This window comes from Spirosoma luteolum (assembly GCF_054778875.1).
The window spans coordinates 408,479-428,051 of record NZ_BAAGZE010000023.1; the positions used below are offsets into that span (position 1 = coordinate 408,479).

15 protein-coding genes and 1 tRNA gene are annotated in these 19,573 nt (G+C 57.2%); 6 read left to right on the top strand and 10 right to left on the bottom strand.

The features are described from left to right. Window positions 1-51 precede the first annotated feature (51 nt). Together ACYVAC_RS21970 and ACYVAC_RS21975 are read right to left on the bottom strand one after the other, a co-directional pair. Window positions 52-1,125, bottom strand: coding sequence for a glycosyltransferase family 4 protein (locus ACYVAC_RS21970; protein WP_461099971.1), 1,074 nt, complete (start codon window positions 1,123-1,125; stop codon window positions 52-54). 129 nt (window positions 1,126-1,254) lie between these two features. Beyond that, the gene (locus ACYVAC_RS21975) at window positions 1,255-2,883 is read right to left on the bottom strand and encodes an amidohydrolase family protein (protein ID WP_461099972.1); all 1,629 of its coding nucleotides are present in this window, start codon (window positions 2,881-2,883) and stop codon (window positions 1,255-1,257) included. 121 nt (window positions 2,884-3,004) lie between these two features. Between ACYVAC_RS21975 and ACYVAC_RS21980 the strand changes: the two genes are divergently transcribed. Then, window positions 3,005-3,955, top strand: a complete 951-nt coding sequence (locus ACYVAC_RS21980) for a hypothetical protein (protein WP_461099973.1) — start codon at window positions 3,005-3,007, stop codon at window positions 3,953-3,955. Between the two features lie 90 nt (window positions 3,956-4,045). Next, entirely contained in the window at window positions 4,046-4,804 is a 759-nt protein-coding gene (locus tag ACYVAC_RS21985) for a hypothetical protein (protein WP_461099974.1), read from the top strand. Here ACYVAC_RS21985 and ACYVAC_RS21990 read toward each other — a convergent pair whose 3' ends face one another. The 5 genes from ACYVAC_RS21990 to ACYVAC_RS22010 form a co-directional block, all read right to left on the bottom strand. Then, window positions 4,805-5,683 (bottom strand): metallophosphoesterase family protein, encoded by an 879-nt coding sequence (locus ACYVAC_RS21990; protein WP_461099975.1) that lies wholly within the window; start codon window positions 5,681-5,683, stop codon window positions 4,805-4,807. It abuts the gene before it with no gap. A gap of 13 nt (window positions 5,684-5,696) precedes the next feature. Then, a complete protein-coding gene (locus ACYVAC_RS21995) occupies window positions 5,697-6,380 on the bottom strand; it encodes a hypothetical protein (protein WP_461099976.1) in 684 nt (227 codons plus the stop codon). 4 nt (window positions 6,381-6,384) lie between these two features. After that, window positions 6,385-7,647 carry a glycerophosphodiester phosphodiesterase gene (locus tag ACYVAC_RS22000; RefSeq protein WP_461099977.1) on the bottom strand — a complete coding sequence of 421 codons (1,263 nt, stop codon included), beginning with the start codon at window positions 7,645-7,647 and terminating at the stop codon, window positions 6,385-6,387. Further along, a complete protein-coding gene (locus ACYVAC_RS22005) occupies window positions 7,644-8,447 on the bottom strand; it encodes a hypothetical protein (RefSeq protein WP_461099978.1) in 804 nt (267 codons plus the stop codon). Before ACYVAC_RS22005 ends, ACYVAC_RS22000 begins: the two co-directional genes overlap by 4 nt. Window positions 8,448-8,603: 156 nt before the next feature. After that, window positions 8,604-8,676, bottom strand: a tRNA-Met gene (locus ACYVAC_RS22010). A gap of 146 nt (window positions 8,677-8,822) precedes the next feature. On the opposite strand from ACYVAC_RS22010, the gene era reads away from it, so the two are divergent. The 3 genes from era to ACYVAC_RS22025 all read left to right on the top strand — a co-directional run bounded on the left by era (window position 8,823) and on the right by ACYVAC_RS22025 (window position 11,946). After that, window positions 8,823-9,743 (top strand): GTPase Era, encoded by a 921-nt coding sequence (gene era / locus ACYVAC_RS22015; RefSeq protein WP_461099979.1) that lies wholly within the window; start codon window positions 8,823-8,825, stop codon window positions 9,741-9,743. Between the two features lie 105 nt (window positions 9,744-9,848). After that, a complete protein-coding gene (gene der / locus ACYVAC_RS22020; protein ID WP_461099980.1) occupies window positions 9,849-11,156 on the top strand; it encodes a ribosome biogenesis GTPase Der in 1,308 nt (435 codons plus the stop codon). 484 nt (window positions 11,157-11,640) lie between these two features. Further along, entirely contained in the window at window positions 11,641-11,946 is a 306-nt protein-coding gene (locus ACYVAC_RS22025) for an ArsR/SmtB family transcription factor (RefSeq protein WP_461099981.1), read from the top strand. 45 nt (window positions 11,947-11,991) lie between these two features. Here the strand turns inward: ACYVAC_RS22025 and ruvB are convergent, their stop codons facing one another. Together ruvB and ACYVAC_RS22035 are read right to left on the bottom strand one after the other, a co-directional pair. Beyond that, window positions 11,992-13,020: a Holliday junction branch migration DNA helicase RuvB gene (gene ruvB, locus ACYVAC_RS22030; RefSeq protein WP_461099982.1), complete on the bottom strand. Its 1,029-nt coding sequence runs from the start codon at window positions 13,018-13,020 to the stop codon at window positions 11,992-11,994. Window positions 13,021-13,211: 191 nt separating this feature from the next. Beyond that, window positions 13,212-16,901 carry a PKD domain-containing protein gene (locus ACYVAC_RS22035; protein WP_461099983.1) on the bottom strand — a complete coding sequence of 1,230 codons (3,690 nt, stop codon included), beginning with the start codon at window positions 16,899-16,901 and terminating at the stop codon, window positions 13,212-13,214. 234 nt (window positions 16,902-17,135) lie between these two features. On the opposite strand from ACYVAC_RS22035, the gene ACYVAC_RS22040 reads away from it, so the two are divergent. Then, window positions 17,136-18,167 (top strand): PorP/SprF family type IX secretion system membrane protein, encoded by a 1,032-nt coding sequence (locus tag ACYVAC_RS22040; RefSeq protein WP_461099984.1) that lies wholly within the window; start codon window positions 17,136-17,138, stop codon window positions 18,165-18,167. A gap of 86 nt (window positions 18,168-18,253) precedes the next feature. Here the strand turns inward: ACYVAC_RS22040 and ACYVAC_RS22045 are convergent, their stop codons facing one another. After that, window positions 18,254-19,492 carry an aspartate kinase gene (locus ACYVAC_RS22045; RefSeq protein ID WP_461099985.1) on the bottom strand — a complete coding sequence of 413 codons (1,239 nt, stop codon included), beginning with the start codon at window positions 19,490-19,492 and terminating at the stop codon, window positions 18,254-18,256. Window positions 19,493-19,573: the final 81 nt, after the last annotated feature.

The following is a 19,573-nucleotide window of genomic DNA, read 5'->3' on the forward strand; positions in this document are numbered from 1 at the left end:
CGGGAGCGGATAATATACCCCAGGTCTTAGGGCCTATCTGAGCTCAGTCCGCTATACCAGCCGCTGGTAGTAGTCCCAGTACTGCCGGGCAATAACAGGCCAGCGAAACGCAGCCGCCCGTTTGCGCAGGCGATCGGCCCGCAGGGTATTCTGCCCGAAATCGTGCAGCCCATCGTGTATGGTTTGCGCCATCGACTCCGGCTCAAACGAGTCGAAGTAATAAGCCTCTTTACCGCCTACCTCGGGCAAACTCGTCAGCGTCGAGCTGAACACGGGTTTGCCGAACAGCATGGCTTCGGCAACGGGCATACCAAAACCTTCCGACAGCGACGGAAACAGAAAGGCGTCGCAGTGGGCGTAGAGCCACAGTTTGGTGGGCTCGTCGACCGCACCCGGCATCACCAGCCGGTCGGCCACGCCCAGTTTGACCGCCTGCTCGCGGATGTGCTGCGCGTAGGGATGCTTGTCGGGGCCGGCCAGCACCAGCCGGTAATCCGGAAATGCTTCCAGCAGGGGCAACAGCGTCAGTACGTTTTTCTTGGGGTGAATAACGCCCACAAACAGCAGGTAGGGCGTATCGACCAGACTGGCCACGGTTGGCGGCACCTCGGCGGGCGCCTGCGTTGGGTCGACGGTGAGGCCGGTATAGGCCACCTCCAGCGGCAGCGTGTCAGGCACGTGCAGGTGCTCGCGCACCACCGACGCCGTGTAGGCCGAGCCAGCCGTGAGCAGAGACGCTCGGTCTATTTTGCGCTGCAGCCGGGCCAGTTTGCGCGCTTTTTTAGCTACCGAGTAATCGGCCCGTTCCAGAAAATTCAGATCGTAGATCGTCAGCATCAGCCGGCTGCCGGCCTGCCTCATCGGGCTGGGCAGGTACACCGAATCCTGGTGCAGGCAGTGCCAGACGTCGTACTGACCGGGTATCCAGAGCTTGCGGAGGGGCGTTGCTTCGATGTACTGAACGGAGTCGCCAAAGACACCCCGCTGCCCTTTCGGCACCAGAAACGTCATGGTCCAGTCGGGTGGACGCTGCGCAACCAGCTCGCGACTCAGGTGCAGGCAAACCTGCCCCAGTCCGCTGTTGAGGTCGCGCATTCGTTCGGCATCGATAAAGAGAGTAGGCATTTCGTTGACGGGGTTACAGACGTACGAGGGTTGGTGATTGCTCCGGATCGGGTCATGCTACCCATTGATCTGGACAGAACCCGGTGCAAACTTACGCATCCCGTTCATCCCGCCGTCTGGCTGGGCCAATCAGTTGCTGCCCGACATCTTACCGGTTTTGGGCGCCACGCCGGGCTGGCTGATCTCGAATTTCTCTTTCTGCTTGGCCTCGGCCACCAGTTTCCGCACGTCGGCCAGAAGCTGTTTAGCATCGTAGACGACACCATCTTTCACCGTGTAGGTTACGCCACCGATCCGCTCCACGTCATTTTTCTCGGTCAGGTGAATGGCCCCGGTTCCGTAGAGCGTTTTGAGGTTAGCCAGGGGGTTTTCCTTCACGATAACGAAGTCGGCGAGCTTACCCACCTCCACCGATCCGATCTGATCGGCCATACCCAGCGCTTCGGCTCCTTTGATGGTCGCGGCCCGCACGACCTCGAGCGGGTGGAAACCGGCCTCGCGCAGCAGTTCCAGCTCGCGGATATAGGCAAAGCCGTAGAGCTGGTAAATAAAGCCCGAGTCGGAGCCCGTTGTTACGCGGCCGCCCCGGTTCTTGTATTCGTTGATGAAGGCCATCCAGAGCTGGTAGTTTTTCTTCCAGGCCACCTCCTGCTCAGTACCCCAGTTGTGCCAGTACGACCCGTGCGAGATGCGGCTGGGACCATAGAACCGCCATAAGCTCGGCAGTGTGTAGTCGTCGTGCCACTCGGCCCGGCGGGCCAGCATCAGCTCGCGGTTGGCTTCGTAGATATTGAAGGTCGGGTCGAGCGTAAAGTCGAGGGCAATCAACTCATCCATCACCTTGTTCCAGCGTTCGGTGCCGGGTTTGGCGGCCTGCTGCCAGAGGTTCCCCGCTTCGGTAAACCGATCCTGCTCGTTGTTGTAGTTATAGTTGGCGGGGTAGTTCTGAATGGTTTTGTCTTCAAAGAGCGCTTCGGGCAGGCCATACCAGTGCTCCATCGAAGTCAGGCCAGCTTTGGCGGTGGCCAGGGCGTTCATGCGGGCCACTTCGAGCTGGGCGTGGTGGCAGGCCGAGCGTAACCCCAGTTTCTTATTTTCGTCCAGAGCCGCCCGGAAAATGGCGGGTTCGGCGCCGAAAAACTTGATGCCGTCGGCCCCGCGTTTGGCATTCTGCTGCACCCAGGCGCGGGCCTGCTCGGGCGTACTGATGGGGTCTTTGGCACCCTGACCAAACACGGTGTACGCTTTAATGCGGGGGGCAACAATCTCGTTGCGCTCGCTTTTGGCCCGGTGTTCCAGCACCCAGTCGAGGCCGTTGCCGCAGCTTGGGTCGCGGATGGTGGTGATGCCGTGGCCCAGCCACAGCTTGAACACGTAGTCGGCAGGGGCGCCCTGCGCCTGCCCGCCAATGTGGCCGTGCATATCCACGAAGCCGGGCATCAGGTACATACCCTCGCAGTTCAGTTCTTTGTCGCCGGGGCTGGCCACGGGCCGGCTTTTGGCGTCGATCGGTACGCCCGGGTAGCCGACCTGCCGAATGGCGGCAATGCGGTTTTTCTCGACGACAATATCGACGGGGCCGATCGGGGGAGCCCCGGTGCTGTTGATAAGTGTGACACCCCGGATGATGAGCCGGCCGAAGGGGCCATCGCCCTGCTGGCGCGGAGCTGCTTTTTCGACCTGTGCATACAGGCTCACACTCAGCAGACACAGACTGGTTAATAAACGAACGGAACGACGGCGTAGCGAACGGTGCATAGGGCTAAACTTCGGTTGGCGAAACATTGTAAGGTAAGCGAAACTAGCGGATTTTTGCAACCAGCCCCGGCCCACGCCCCTGACGCCGACTGGTGCCGGAACCCCCATTTGCCCCGCTTCGATGAAAAAAACGATCACGTCGAATTTCCTGCTCATTATCCTGCTGCTGTCCGTTGCCATCGCGTTTGCCATGCGGGCAACCATCTTCCAGCAGCCAGCCGCCCCCGCTACACCGCCCCCAGCCGAGCCGTCGGCGGCCTTCCGGGCCTACTGGTTTGGCGGGAAAGCCGAGCTGAACCGCTACACGCTCGAGCAGGCCCAGTACGGTGCCCTGAACCCCGGCGAGGCCGTGCTGATCTTTGTAACCGAAGATTTCCGGACCGACACGCACGTAAAGGCCGAAGCGCCCGAGAGCCGCGACAAAGCCACGCCGGTGCTTAAAACAAACAGTATCAAGCGCTTCACAACCGGCATTTACGACTACTCGCTGTTCACGTCGGTTTTTACCCCAATCAACAACCCCGCCCTGCCCAACACGCTGAAGGTGAGCACCTCCGGACAGGAATGGTGCGGCCACAGCTACCTCCAGATCGACTATGGCAACAACGGGTACCAGATTGATGGCCGCTCCTATTTCGAGCAGGAAGCGCATGAAGCGTACACCGTACCCAAAGCCCTGCTGGAAGATGAACTCTGGAACCGAATCCGGCTCAACCCCGACAAGCTGCCCACCGGGTCGATCCAGCTCATCCCGGGTACCATGACGGCCCGCCTGCGGCACAAACGGCTCGATCCGCTGACCGCCAACGCCACACTCGATACGTACGAGGGGGTACTGTATCCGGGCCGAAACCTGAAGCAGTACACCCTCGAATACCCAACCGACGATCGCACGCTGAAGATTGTTTTCGAAGGCGATTTCCCCTTCAAAATCGTGGGCTGGTCAGAAACCTATGCGAGCAAAGACAACCTTCTGACCACGCGCGCCGTTCTTAAAACGAGTCTGCGGTCGGATTACTGGGCCCATAACGCGCCCGCCGACAGCACCTTACGGCGTACGCTGATGCGCTGACCCGGCCAGTGCGTCGGCGCTTTTCCTGCCGTTTTTCATGAACCAGCGGCCCCGCGGGGCCGTATCTGCCACCAAACTCCTGCTGCTCGTATGCGTTTGCTCGTCGTTCTGATTTTCCTGCTTACAGCCGCCTGCTCGTCCGATAAAGGCACCACCACCTCGCCCGATGAGCCGGTCTACACCCTGATTTTCATCGATAAGACCCGCAGTGTCAACATCAATAACGCTTTCGTGGCCCAGAAGTACACCCAGGCCCTGAACACCATTGTCGATGCCAATATTCACCAGAAGGGCGACCGGCTCGCTGTGTATTTCATCCACGAGAACACCGCCAAGGCCCGCGTCCTGAACCTGACTGTCCGAAGCGAAATGGAAGACGTATCGTCGGCCAGTCCTACCGATCGCGAAGCCGCCGAAACCGAGTTTCAGCTCATGCTCAGCCGTGAGAAAGCGCAGATCCGGAAGCGAATCATGCAGCAACTGGCAACCCAGAACACCGGTTCGTCAAATCAGGAAACCGATATTTGGGGTAGTTTACCCGTTATTGCCAGGGCCAACGAGTCGGGTGCCACGGTTCGGGTCTATTACCTCAGCGATATGATCGAGAGTGTAAAGGGCAGCGGCCGGCGCGATTTCCAGCACACGCCCCCCGCCGATAACAACCAGGCCGATACCTGGGCCAAAGCCGATGCCGAAGGCCTGAAGCGGTACACGCTCGGCAGCCCCGACATTACGATGATTCTGCCGTTCGAGCCCAACGCATCGGCGCGGCAAAATAACCCCACCGTTACGCAGTACTGGCAAACGCTGTTTGCCGAACTGGGGGTCGGTTCTGTTGACGAGCAGTAACTACTGCACGGGCTCGGGCACGGCAGGAATCGAGAACGAATAGCCAACCGAAAAGCCCGAGAAATCTTTGTGCAGGCAGTATGATGTCAGCACCAGCCCTGTGCCTTCGCGCCGAACGGCCAGGTAGTGAAACAGCGGCTTATAATCGCTGGCCAGGTCCGGCAGGCGCGTGGGCGAGGTGTTGAGCGGTTGCCGAAGCCCTCCTCCACCACCAATTACCAGAAACGTTTTGCCGTCGAATTCATACCGTTCGAACGCGTGCGAATGCCCCGTGATAAACAGACTCGCCTTTCGGGAAGCGATGTAGCCCGGCACAAACCGCTGCTGCACCAGTTTCGACGAGCCCACCAGCTTGCTGTTGGAGTACGGCGCATGGTGGCAGGTAACAATCACCACCTTTACCGACGAGTCGGCGTCGAGCGCCTGCAGTGTGTCTTCGTACCAGGCCTGCTGTCTGGCGATCTCGGCCCCCGACAGGGTGCTGAAGTTTGAATTGAGCAGCACCACCGCAATACCGTCGGTAATCTGCACATAGCCGGTGTGTACGTGTTCGGGAAAGCGTTGCTGGAAATTACGGGCTCCTTTGCGCGGACGACCCATCACGTCGTGGTTGCCCAGAATGGCATACACCGCCGTTCCGGCCTCGCGGCATTTTTCCAGAAACCGGTCGATCGTTGGCCACTTGCTGTTCCGGTAGCCCAGCGAGACAATATCGCCCAGCCAGTAGAGCGCGGGGGGATGCAGCCGGACAATCTCGTCCAGAATAACCCGCGTTGCCTTCGTGTTCTGATGCGTACGCAGCACCAGCCGCTCGACGAGCATAGGCGCCTGCGTATCGCTCAGAAACAGAATATCGGGTTGTTGTTCTTCCTGTGTCATAACGTATTGGTCATTACCAGCGCAACAGGCGCCAGTTCAGGTGAAGCTGAGCGGCAAAGGCGGCATCGTCGGCCGCCACGGCATCGTACCACTTCACTTCGGCCGACAGCCCCAACCGGGGGCCAAGCGGCTGGTTGTAAGCCAGGGCCGCCATCCAGCCCAGGCTGTTGCTGCTGGTCTTGACGGTGCCCATGTAGTCAAGCTTCGAGTTGATAACGTATAAACCCGGCCCAACGGTTACCGATAATCGGCGCATCAGGCTGCGGGGGGTACCACTGAGCCAGGCCAGCGGCATCTGAAACAGCACCAGCATGGGCACCGCTGTTACCCGCACCTCGCCTGTTTGCCCGTTCACAACACCCTTGTACGAATACATCGGTACGTAGCCCGTTTCGAGGCCCAGCCGCAGCCGGTGGTCGGGCACCCACAGCGCACGAAAGGTCAGCGGCACCCCCGTTTTGTTGAGCGCAGCCTGCTCAAGTACGGGCGCAACTCCGCGCTGGGTGGCATAATAGGAAGAGCCTATACCGGCCGAAACAACCACAGCAAACGGTCCCCGCCCCTGTTTGGTCGAATCGGCCATGGTTGGCTGGTAGGGCACTCTGGCCCGCCGGATCCGGCGCGTCTGTGCCGAGGCCGGTATCGACAATAGCAGGCCAAGCAGACCAGCCACTATAAGTGTTCTGAGGTACGTCATGGGGTTATTGCTCCGAGTAGTGATAGTAGGCAACAACAGATGGATAGTTCGACAAAATGCCGTCGAAGCGGGTCTGGTTGATAAAGTCGCGGATGAACTGGGGCTCATCGAGCGTCCAGACGAAAACGGTACGCCCTTCGGCCTTCATGGCATCGACCTCGGGAGTCTGATCGCCGAGCGTCCAGCGGGGTGCCCAGATTCGGGCATTCACGCTACGCACAATACTCGTATCGAGCTCACACAACACGGGCGTATTGGCTTTACTGGCCAGCGCTTGGTACGAATCGAGCGCATCCTGGCTGGGTATGCCGATCACGATGCGGAGGTTACGCCCGGCGGCTGATGCCCGCTGCAAAAACTGCTGCTGCAGCTTCTGTACTTTTTCCATCGGCCCGATGTATTTAGTATCGAGCCATACAAAACTCAGGTCTGTATGGCTGATGACCGTTTCGAGGGCCTGCTCCAATGTCGGGATTTTTTCACCGTTGATCAGCCGCACAAAGGTGGTCAGCTGCTCGTAGGTGTACGACTCAATCGGGCCCGACAAGCCGTTTTTCTGAATCAGCCGCAGGTTCAGGGTATTGTCGTGGTACAGAATTGGAACACCGTCTTTGGTATAGCGCACGTCGATTTCGATACCCGTCGCCCCCAGTCGCGACGCCATCTTGATAATCTCCAGGCTATTTTCCGAGGCTGGTAACAGGTCAGACGTGCGGCCCCCGCTACGGTGCGCCAGCACCGCAAACGGGCGGGCATTAAGCGGCCGGCGGTATACCATCGTCAGACGCTTCGTAGGCTCCAGGTTATTCTCGCCATAAACCCCGCTCACCACCAGTGAGTCGCCCGTTGCCAGCTTCCCCGTGAAGGCACTCCGTTGGCCGTTGCGCTTCACCTCAACCGCCAGCCGGGCCAGCCCGGTTTGGGTATTGGCCAGCTTGCGCCAGTAGCCCGCTACCGACAGGCCGCCGATCTGCGGCTGTGGCTCCAGGTTGAAATAGCCGGCATCGGCCGTGAAAACCGACAGGTAATGCAGTGTGTCGCTGCCGGTGCGCAGGGTCGACCATTTCAGGACGACCTGCTCGCCGAACAGATCAGCGCCATCCGTAACGGCATATACGCCTTCGATGGCCTGCCGCACCGGGGTCGAAAACCGCCCCGCGCCCGGCGTATTGGCAAACGCGTAGGGCTCAACAACATCGTATTCTTTGCGGCAGCTGCCCAGCATGAGCGTCAGCAGCCCGATCAGTAACAGGTGAAAATGTCTCACAGGATAAAGCCAAAAATGAGCTGTGGATAAAACAGGTTGCGATCGAACGTATCGTAGAGCGACCAGAGCTGCCAGTTAAAATTGGAATAGGAGCCCCGGAATCCCAGGGAGACGTGTTTCTTGCCGTACAGCGGTTGTTCGAACACCACAGAGATTGCACTGCCGTTGAACATACGCTGGGTATTCTCGATGGTCAGATTACCGACCTGCGACCGGTAGTAGAGATCGAAAATAGCTTCTCCCTTGAGCGTAATCTGCAGGTCGCGCGTGAAGCGATACCCGATCGACACGTTGGGATAGTTCTGCACGCCGTAGGCCTGGCTGTTGAACACGTCTTTTATTTTGAGGGCGCCAAACCAGCCGTGCAGATCGTCGCCGGCTCCAATGAACAGCCGATCGTTAATGGGTGTCGACCAGCGCAGCCCAATACCGGCGTTGCTTTGCAGAAACTGCGTCAGTACGCGCCCCGTCAGAAAAAAATGCTTGCTGACACCCCGCTGGATGGTAAAATCGACCGCCGGGATATTGACACCTACCTCTTCGGTCAGCTCGCGGGGCGTGGTCGTAAACGTAGCGCCAATCGACTTGCGCCACTCGGTGGGCAGGGGGGCCTGTGGAAAGTAGATACCCGGCCGGCGTATACCCGGCGGAATGGCCCGGGGGTGATCGGCCGGTAAGGTACGACGCGGTACGCGCCGGCGGGTACGCAGCGTGTCGGGCGACTGCGCCACGGCCGGGCCAACAACGGCTAACAGCCATAGGGCTGTCAGCAGTACAGATTTGTGTAACGGTGATGCCACGTAAGTAGTCTTGTGAATGGAGTATATGACATAACCGGCGATGAGCGATTATGTTAGCGGGACCCGCCAGCCCAGACACACTTCCAATTATCGGCCCAACCAGTGGGCCCAAACGCAAAAAAGGCCGCTGATAATCAGCGACCTTTTTCTTCTGAGTAGCGGGAGCTGGACTCGAACCAGCGACCTTTGGGTTATGAGCCCAACGAGCTACCAACTGCTCCATCCCGCGGTGTTGGGAGTGCAAAAGTACACCCCCTTTCGATATAAACAACTATCTTTGTCAAAAAAAAGTTTTGCGACGGCCGGAAACGTTTTCCAGACGGGTGCAGTTGTTTGCTAAAGCTGCTGACAATCAGTCAGCGGGATCACCTACGAATGAATACGGAAACGATTGAAAATTTTCCGGCCGATCACAAGGCCGGCTTCGTCAGTATTGTCGGCAAACCGAATGTCGGCAAATCAACCCTGATGAATCAGCTCGTTGGCGAGCGTCTCTCCATTATCACCTCCAAGGCCCAGACCACCCGGCACCGCATCATGGGTATCCTCAACGGTACGCATAACGGGCAGGATTTCCAGCTGGTTTACTCCGACACCCCGGGTATCATCAAGCCGCAGTATAAGCTCCACGAATCGATGATGAGCTTCGTACGCGGATCGATCGAAGATGCCGACGTGGTTTTGTTCGTTACCGATATTTTCGAACAGCACGACGAAAATGACGTAATCGAACGGCTTCAGAAGTCGGAGGTACCCATTCTGCTGCTGATCAATAAAGTCGATCAGGCCACGCAGGATCAGGTGCAGGAGAAAATTGCTTACTGGCAGGAGCACTTCAAGGCCGAGGCCATTATTCCCATTTCGGCCCTCAACGCGTTCAACATCGATCAGGTCTTCGACGAGATCATCGAACGATTGCCGCAGCACCCCCCCTATTTCCCCAAAGACGAACTGACCGATAAGCCGGAGCGCTTCTTCGCGTCGGAAATTATCCGGGAGAAAATCTTCCTCAACTACAAAAAGGAAGTGCCTTACAGCAGCGAAGTGGTCGTGACGGGTTTCAAGGAAAAGGAAGACATCATTGTCATCCAGGCCGAAATTCTGGTCGAACGGGCTACACAGCGGGCTATCCTGCTGGGCGAAGGCGGCAAGATGATCAAGAAAACGGGCATCATGGCCCGCGAAGAACTGGAACGCTTCTTCGGCAAAAAAGTATTTTTAGAACAGTTCGTAAAGGTAGAGCCCGACTGGCGTCAGAAAGACCGGATGCTCAAACGCCTGGGTTACGACGAATAAAAGGAGCTGATGTGTGGCCGTTCGGGGCTGCCGGCTACCCGTTGCCGACGGGTGCTGCCGCCCTCACCGGCTCTTCTCGTTTTCTCCCCTTTCTCCATTACAGACATGGCAAATATTGTAGCAATCGTTGGTCGCCCGAACGTGGGCAAATCCACGCTGTTTAACCGCCTGACGGAACAGCGTAAGGCCATTATGGACAACCAGAGCGGGGTAACCCGCGACCGCCATTACGGCACCGCCGAGTGGAATACCTCTTATTTTACCGTTATCGACACGGGGGGCTACGTGGTAGGCTCCGAAGACGTGTTCGAAGAGTCGATCCGCGAGCAGGTCGAGATCGCCATTCAGGAGTCGACCGTGCTGCTGTTCGTGGTCGATACCCAAACGGGTATTACCGGCCTCGATCAGGATTTCGCCGACGTACTGCGCCGGTCGAAAAAGCCCGTTTACGTGGTGGCCAATAAAGCCGAAACCAGCGAGCGCGCCCAGAGTGCCGCCGAGTTTTACGCGCTTGGCCTCGGCGATCCCTATCCGATCTCGTCGATGACCGGCACCGGCACCGGCGATCTGCTCGACGAAGTGGTAAAACACTTTCAGATTACGGGCGTCGAAGATCCCGATGCCGGTATTCCGCGCATCGCCATCCTGGGTCGTCCCAATGTGGGTAAATCGTCGTTCCTGAACGTGCTGACGGGTCAGGACCGCAGTATCGTCACCAGCATTGCCGGTACCACCCGCGATGCCATCAATACGCGTTACCGGGCCTACGGCAAAGATTTTATTCTGACCGATACGGCTGGTATCCGGCGCCGGGCCCGCATCCAGGACAACATCGAGTTTTATTCGACCCTGCGCTCGTTGAAGGCCATGGAAGAATCGGACGTTTGTATTGTCATGCTCGATGCCACCCGCGGACTCGAAGCCCAAGACCTGAACATTATCGGGCAGGCGGTGAAGGCCAAGAAAGGCGTCGTCATTATGGTGAACAAATGGGACGCCGTTGAGAAAGACCACCGCACGGCCGACGTGCTGCGGAAGGAGATGATCCAGCGCATGATGCCGATCGACTACCTGCCCATCATTTTTGCGTCGGTACACGAGAAACAGCGCATTTTCCAGGTCATGGAGAAAGCGATGGAGGTGTATGAGAACAAAAGTAAGAAGATCACGACCTCGAAACTGAACGAGGCTATGCAGGTCGAAATCGAGAAGTACCCGCCCCCCTCCATGAAGGGCAAGCAGATCAAGATCAAATACATGCTGCAGGTGCCGACGCCATCGCCCACGTTTGTATTTTTCTGCAACCTGCCTCAGTACGTACAGGAGTCGTACCAGCGCTTCCTGGAGAACCGGCTACGCGAACACTTCGATTTTACCGGGGTGCCGCTGACCTTGTTTTTCCGCCAGAAGTAAGGGACTCAGGCTGTGTATACATCAGGGCGCTGCCGACTATCGGACAGCGCCCTTTTTTTTGTGGCCGGATCATCGGTTGTCAGGTTGACGCGCAATCTGACCCTTTCTAGCCACCTGACCCACATCCGACGCACCGCTGCCGAAACGGTTCTGACAACCGCCGAATCAGATGAGTGCGGATCGCCAGTTGAACGTGACCGCCGGACCGCAAACGTCGTTTTTCGCACCCGGCTCGACCAAGCCGAAGTATCCATTAAGTAACCAAAATTCATACATCTTTCAACTTACTGATAATGAAGCAACTACAGACCAATTAGCGAACTTCTTATCAATTAACTTGTTTTCATGCTAGTATAGGATACTTAGCCTACCTTTCGATAAATTCTTCTCATCTATTTTGCTGGTCGCTGTACCGAAGTGGTCGTAATCGGTCTAAATTCACACAGGTTCCCCCTCACCACTACAGCATTAAACTATTTGTCCTATGGAGACGGTTATGGAAGAAGATAAACGAGTGGAAAAAGCAGCCTACGTGCTGAAAGCTGTAGCACATCCGTTGCGCATCCGCATCATTCAGATGCTGAATGAGCACGACGAACTCAACGTTTCGGCTATTTACAAAAACCTGAATGCTGAGCAGTCCCTTATCTCGCACCACCTGATCAATATGCGCGACAAAGGGATTCTGGAAATCCGCCGGAGTGGCAAGAATATCTATTATTTTCTGGTCGATACAGCCGTGGCCGACATCATCGACTGCATCTACAAGAGTAAAATTCTACGCGCCTGATCGTGTGTGGGGTGGCTGACTAGCCCGTCAGCCACCCCACACACGTTAATTGAACAGGCCGCCCGTTTTGAAATGCGGCACAATACCGAGGTGCTGGTAAGCCTTCTCGGTAGCTTCGCGGCCGCGCGAAGTCCGCTTTAGAAAGCCTTCCTGAATCAGAAACGGTTCGTAGACTTCCTCGATCGTTTCCGACTCTTCGCCACAGGCCGTAGCAATGGTCGTGATACCCACCGGTCCTCCTTTAAATTTCTCGATAATGGTCGACAGTATACGGTTATCCATATCGTCGAGCCCATTCTGATCCACTTCGAGCGCGCTGAGTGCGATCTCGGCAATGTCGACGTTGATATAGCCGTTGCCTTTCACCTGGGCGAAATCGCGCGTCCGGCGCAGCAGGTTGTTGGCAATACGGGGTGTACCCCGGCTCCGGCGCGCAATCTCATACGCTCCCGTTTCATCAATAGGCGTTCCCAGGATAGCCGACGACCGCTGCACGATGCTCGTCAGCAGCTGCGCGTCGTAGTACTCGAGCCGGCAGCTGATACCGAAGCGGGCCCGCAGGGGCGAGGTCAGCATACCGGCGCGGGTGGTAGCGCCGATCAGCGTAAAGGGATTGAGTTTGATCTGCACCGTGCGGGCATTAGGACCCGAATCGAGCATAATGTCGATTTTATAATCCTCCATGGCCGAATAGAGGTATTCTTCGACCACCGGGTTGAGCCGGTGAATTTCGTCGATAAACAGCACATCGTTGACCTGCAGGTTGGTCAGCAGCCCCGCCAGATCACTGGGCTTGTCGAGCACAGGGCCTGAAGTCATTTTTATGCTCGTGCCCAGTTCATTGGCAATAATGTGCGAGAGCGTGGTTTTGCCCAGCCCCGGAGGTCCATGCAGCAGCACATGGTCGAGTGCATCGCCCCGCTGCATGGCCGCCCGCACAAACACTTCGAGGTTGTCGAGCACTTTGGCCTGCCCCGTAAAGTCGGCAAACGATAGCGGTCGTAGCGCCCGTTCGATTTCTTTGTCGGTGGCACTCATACCCTCACCCGAACCTTTTAAAACTTCGTTTCGCATGTTGTTGGCAGTTGACATAAACCGGCCGGATGGCCCGTTACTGATGCTTATATAGCACCCTATCGTACAGGTCAAATATACGAAAAAACCGGGAGAATGCCGTACGGATTCTCCCGGTTTTCACACCGTATCGGGCCTTTTTTCGGGTAGGCCAACCGACCCTTAACGCACTGCCTGTCAGAAGTTAGCGACTATCTGACCAACAGTACAGAACCCCGCTTTACGACCACGCCCCGCTCAGGGAATGACTCGCTCTTGTACCTGATCACGTAGGGATATACCATGGATGGGTAATCGGCGCCCCGGTACGTACCATCCCACTTCTGTTCGGGGTTAGTCGACACAAAAATGACCTCACCCCAGCGGTTGTACACCCGCATCTCGTAGTCGGTGATGTAAGCCGAGAAAACCTGCAACACATCGTTGACACCGTCGTTGTTGGGCGAGAACGCATCCGGAATGCTCACGCGCGGCTCGCACTGGTTGATGACGCTGGCCCGGGCCGAGGCCGTACAGCCAACCGGGTCGGTTACGCGCAGCACGTAGTCGCCCAACCGGTCGACCGTCAGGGTACTGGTGGTCTCGGGGCGGGGCGTGCCGTCGCCGTTGAGCCACTGATACTGCAAACCCGTGAGCCCGCCCGCTACCAGCTGGGTTTTACCCTGATCGCCGGCACACAGGGCGGCCAGCCGCGTCAGCGAAAACTCAGGTGCCGGCCGATCAGCTACCTGTACGGTGCTGCTGCCGGTACAGCCGGTTTGGGTATTGCGTACCCGTACACTGTAGGTTCCGGCCTGACTGATGGTGATGGTCGGACTCGATGCGCCCGTACTCCAGGCATAAATATTCCCCACGACATCACCCCCAACGATGGACAACGACACGGGCTGTCCGGCGCATTTGGGCGGGGCGGGGCCTATTTTGGCGAAACCGGTACTGTCGAGACCAACGCCTATATTGGCCAGGCTGGCCTTGCACCCATTGGCATCGGTCACCTGCACATTATAGCTGCCCGGGGCCGCCTGCCCATAAATGGGTGTCGACGCCAGCGGGTTGTTGTTCTGATCGAGCCAGGTGTAGGCAACGGCCGTGCCGCCACTGACGTTCAGACTGATGGTGCCGCTATTGGGTGTCGAACACAGTGCATCGCGTACGGAAGGCCGTAGCGCCAGCTGATTGGCCGTTGATTTAAGGGTAAAGGCTGAATCGGCTTTACAGGCGTGTACCCTGTCGGTGACTGACACGTTATACAGACCCTCGGTCAGCCCCGTCAGACTCGCCACCGCGTCGAGCACCGCGCCGTCGGTGCGGGTCCAATTGTACGTATAATCGCCCGTGGGCCGCACACTCAGTGCGATGCCTCCGTCTGTCGAGGTGCATGACTTCGGATTGGTCAGCAAGCTCTGCATCGTGATTTTATCGAGCGATTTTACAGCAATGGTATCGCTGTTTTCGCAGGTAGCCCCATCGAGGGTAAAGGTTGCCGTAACGCTATAGACGCCGGCCGATACCGTGACGCTCTTTTCGGTGCCGCCATTGCTCCACTGGAAATTTCTCCAGACCTGTTCCTTTACCGCCAGTTGCACAGTTTGCTGGTAACAGGCCAGCGTGTCGGGGCCGAGATTGAGCGTGGGCGCCGGCCTGATCTGAATTTCGGTGGTATCGCTGATAAAACACTCACCATTGGCGGCAAACCCGATGACTTTGTAGTAGCCCGGCCTGACCAGTTTAATCGTTTTCTGTCGACCCGCCACCGCGCCGTTGATCAGCCACACATAGGTCCTGGCCTCGACCTTCAGATCGAGCGTTACGCCCCGTTTGTTACAGATTACCTGATCGGGGCCCAGATCGACCTTGGGCGGAATGGCCAGAATGGTCAGCGTATCGGTGATGGTTGTGTCTTTACAGATGTTGCCATCGGCCCGACGGGTGATAATGTGAAAACTAACGATGTAGTCGCCCGGCTGTTTGTAGGTGTGCGACTGCGGCTGCAGCGCCGTGGTTGAAACCGGAACGCTGCCATCGCCAAACGTCCAGATATAAGTTTCTTTCAGCTTTGGGCAGTTAGGACTACCCTGAAATATGGTCGGTTTGGTAGCGCAGGTATCGGAGTAGGAAAAGCCTGGTCCGCTCGAATTGTCGTTGAAGTTCGATACCAGGTTGGGCAATCCCAGCTGACTTGTTTTGCCACCCAGCGACTGACCATCTACTTTAAACACCAGCGAATCGAGCAGCCCCCCGTTCGGGTTTTCGATGGTACCCAGCGTACTGCTGCCCTTTATGGCTACGTAGATGCGTCCATCCGGCCCAATCTGCGCCGACCCATACTGTCGGGTTGTACTGCTGTCGACCACCGTCCGGGATCGGCTGAGGAGCGAATCGGTTGTCTGGCTCAGATCATATTTCAGGATATACGAGGTGCCAGTCTGACTGCCATCTTTGGCCGTATCGGCCAGCATCGTCACGTAGAGGCTCTTAGCGTCAGGCGAAAACTCGACGCCGTAGGCTTTGGGCGGTGCCGGCCCCAGATCGAGCGTCCGGTTGTATTTGAGCGCCCCCGTAGAGTCGTTGAAGGTAAACAGTTCGACGGAGTTGCGCGGTGGCCCCGGCACCACAACTGCCATGGGCCGCGATGCCCCGTTGGCACTCGAGGTATCGGCCGGGCCTACTTTCATGTAACCTTCGCCATTTACTGTGGCCGTGGCCGATGCGCCCCCGCTGACACTGGGTAGCAGAATGGGGGTCTGAGCGGTGGTCAGGTGCCGCACTTCGTACTGGTTGGTGCCAAAGATCCGGGTAATGACCCAGAAGGTTGAATCGCGCTCGTTTTTCACCGATGCCGACTGCTCGGTGCCTTTGCCGGCAGCGTTGACCGGAATGTTTTTCTCGATCACAGCGCCTTTGCCGCTGTTCTGCCGCATGTCGACAATGCTGTAGGCCAGTTGCTTCGAGCCGTTGATCTCGGTTGTCGTGTAAACGTAGTAGAGGTATTCGCAGCCCCGGCAGGTAGGCTTCGGCACAATCAGCGCCGACTGCGTGGAGTTGGTATTACCACCCAGCTTGATCGGTGTTGCCGTGGCCGCCGAATCGCGCGGATCGAGCGACTTCATGGGCCTGCCGTTTTTATCGTAGATCGTGATTCCGTCGGTGTAAAAGAGGAGTTTGCCTTTGGTATCGGCAATAGACGAGGAGCCCTCAATGGTACTCAGCGTACCGTCGGTGAGCGGCTTCGGAGCCCCCCCACCGCTAAAATCGAGACCGGCGTTCTGGCCGAAATACCATTTCACTCCCTGTGATTCTTTCTTCTCGCCACAGATATCGACGTTGATCCGATCCTGGTAGGTACAGCCAGCCGCGTTGGTCACCTCAACCGAGTAACAGCCTGAGCTATCGACTTCGATCGACTGGGTTGTCTGGCCCTTCGGAAACCACAGATACGTGAGCCCCGACACGGGTGGACCGGTGCTGTAGGGATCGAGCGTAATCTTGTCGCCCTGACAGATGGTGGTGTCGGTACGCCAGTTGGCAAATGCCTGGGGCGGGGTGTTGACGATGAATGACCGAATCAGAGTGGTATCTTTTCCGTTTACGGTTCGGGTCAGTTTGATCGTCTTGGTACCCGGATTGTTGTAGATGTGCCGGACAACGGAATCGTTCAGGACGGTCACCGCAGGCGAGCCATCGCCAAAGTCCCAGACCCGGCGCGTAACGCCCGTCTGGAGACTATCGGTAAAGACAGCCGAGTCGGACTTACACTGCTGATCAGGCGTGCAGAGTCGACCACTGATTTTGATCTGTTGCGCCCAGGATGCACTCATGCACAGCAACATGCACAGCAGCAGGGAGCCCGCAAAACGTATATACCCGGTATAGATTTTCATGGAACGAACGACTACCTAAGCTCACCTGCACAATTTACCGCCTGAACATATCATACAACGGGAGCACTACGTTAGTATAAACGATGTTGCCCGGCTAAAATTTTATCCTTACTGAGGCAGAAAAGGCGCTTTAAATTCCCCTAATTTTATCGGTTGCCCCATTTTCCAGTACTGGTTTTGACTCTTTACTGTTGCATGGCCGGAGTTGGTCCAACTGTTGCTTTGTGAATCGCTATGATTAAGAAATACGTACTTGGGATCATGCTGGTGCTCACTGGTCGGCTAGCGCTGGCGCAGGACCCCCAGTTTACCCAGTTCTACGCGGCCCCGCTGTACCTCAATCCGGCGTTTGCCGGCTCGGCACTGGCTCCGCGCCTGACCGCCAACTACCGAAACCAGTGGCCGGCCATTACCAACTACGTTACCACTATGGTTGGCTTCGACCACTACTTCGAGCGGGTCAACAGTGGCGTGGGCTTGCTTATTCAGAACGACAACCAGGGGCAAGGACGCATCCAGGCTACAGAAATCGGGTTGCAATACTCATACCAGTTCCAGGTCAGCGAAACGGCCTTTATGCGCCTGGGCCTGCAGGGTTCGTACGTGAACCGAAACATCAACTATTTCGGCCTCACCTTCGGCGATCAGTTCAGCGACCGCGGGTTTATTTCAGGCAGCACCACCATCGATCCGGTGGCGCAGGGCGGCTATCCCAAAAATAAGTACCTTGATTTCTCGACGGGAGCCCTGTTCTACTCCGACTGGTTCTGGCTGGGAGCCGCTGCGCACCACATCAACCGGCCCGATCAGGGGTTTTTCGTGAGTGGCCGCAGCCGGCTGCCCATGAAAGGAAGTATTCAGGCCGGCCTGCGGATTCCGCTGGGCGGCTTCACGGGGCTGGCCGATGAGGAAGACCGCGAGATCAGCTTCTCGCCCGTTGTGCTTTACAAATTTCAGGGTAAGTACGATCAGCTCGACGTGGGTGCTTACCTGACCTACGCGCCCCTGACCATCGGGGCGTATTACCGCGGCATTCCGTTCAAGAAGTACGATCAGACAATCAACAACAACGATGCGGTGGCGCTGCTGGCGGGCTACCGGATGGACAAGTTCTCGATTGGCTACAGCTACGACGCGACCATCTCGTCGCTCAGTGGCAGTGGCGGCTCACACGAGCTATCTCTGTCGTACATCTTCGAAAAGCCGGAAGGCCGCCGGTCGGGCGTTCGCCGGCGCGACAAGAAGCTCCCCTGCCCGAAGTTTTAAACGGTATAGTACACGGTTTACCCGTATACAGTTTACAGTGAACAGTAAACTGAAAACTGTGTACCGAAAACCCTATACTGAAGCCTCTACGCGTCTTTCACCACCAGCTGCACCGTATAGCGGCTTTTCTGCTCCAGCAACAGCTTCTTGTTGACCAGTACCCGATCAATTGTGCCCGAATCGTAGTACCGGATCGTGACCAGTTCAAGGCCTTCGTTATAGCTGACCCGAAAATCCTTGCGCAGCACGTTAAGCAGGGCCGGTATCCGTACGGGGTCGTTATCGACTACGACCGAGAAACTGATGGCCGTGTTCTGCATCAGGTTGATCTTGACCCCGGCCTGAGCAAACCGTCCGAAAATACGGCTCAGGTTATCTTCGGCAATAAACGAGAAATCGACCGGGTGCAGCGAAATAAGTACCTGGTTGACCTTGAAGATAAACGACGGAACTGTCAGGTGCTGATCGAACTGACCAATCACCGTGCCCGGCGCTTTGGTATCGATAAACGACCGAACGTAGAGCGGAATGCCCTTGTTCTGCAGGGGCTTGATCGTTTTCGGGTGAATAACGGTGGCTCCGTAGTAGGCCAGTTCGATGGCGTCCTGGTACGTCAGCCGCTCCAGCAGCACTGTATCGTCGAACCACTTTGGATCGGCGTTGAGTACGCCCGGCACATCTTTCCAGATCGTTACGCTCTCGGCATTGAGGCAGAAAGCCAGAATAGCCGCCGAATAATCGGACCCCTCGCGCCCCAGGGTGGTGGTGCGCCCATCGGCCGACTGGCCAATGAACCCCTGCGTAATGACAATACCCTGCCCATCGACGGCTGCCTGTACGCGCTGTTTGGTTTCGGCCCAGTCGACCTTCCCTTCCCGGAACGTCACGTCGGTACGGATAAGGGTTCGGGCGTCGAGCCAGCGGGCGGGCAGCCCCGCGGCCTTCAGGTGAGCCGCAACGATCTGGGTCGACAGCAGTTCGCCCTGCGATACGATCTGATCATATAGTTCATCGGGCGCGCCTGCCGGGGTTTTCTGCAGTAGTTGCTGCAACTGGACAAATAACTGCTGCACGGCCGAAAAATCGCCCTCCAGCTCATCCATAATCTGCTGGTGATACGCCTGTAGCTGATCGAACTGCGTGGCAATAGCCGTGGTCTGGCCGTTCTGCCAGGCACTCACCAGCAATTCGAGGGCATTGGTTGTTTTGCCCATGGCCGACACGACCACAACACTTCGGCTCCCCTGCTCCCGAACGATAGTGGCCAGATTACGAACCCCTGCCGCGTCTTTTACCGACGCTCCTCCGAATTTGAAAACATTCATGCTACTAAAAAACAAGAGCAGGATCAGGGACCAACAGGCTACCGGCCTGCAACGTCCCTGACCCTGCTGAGCAACTAACGA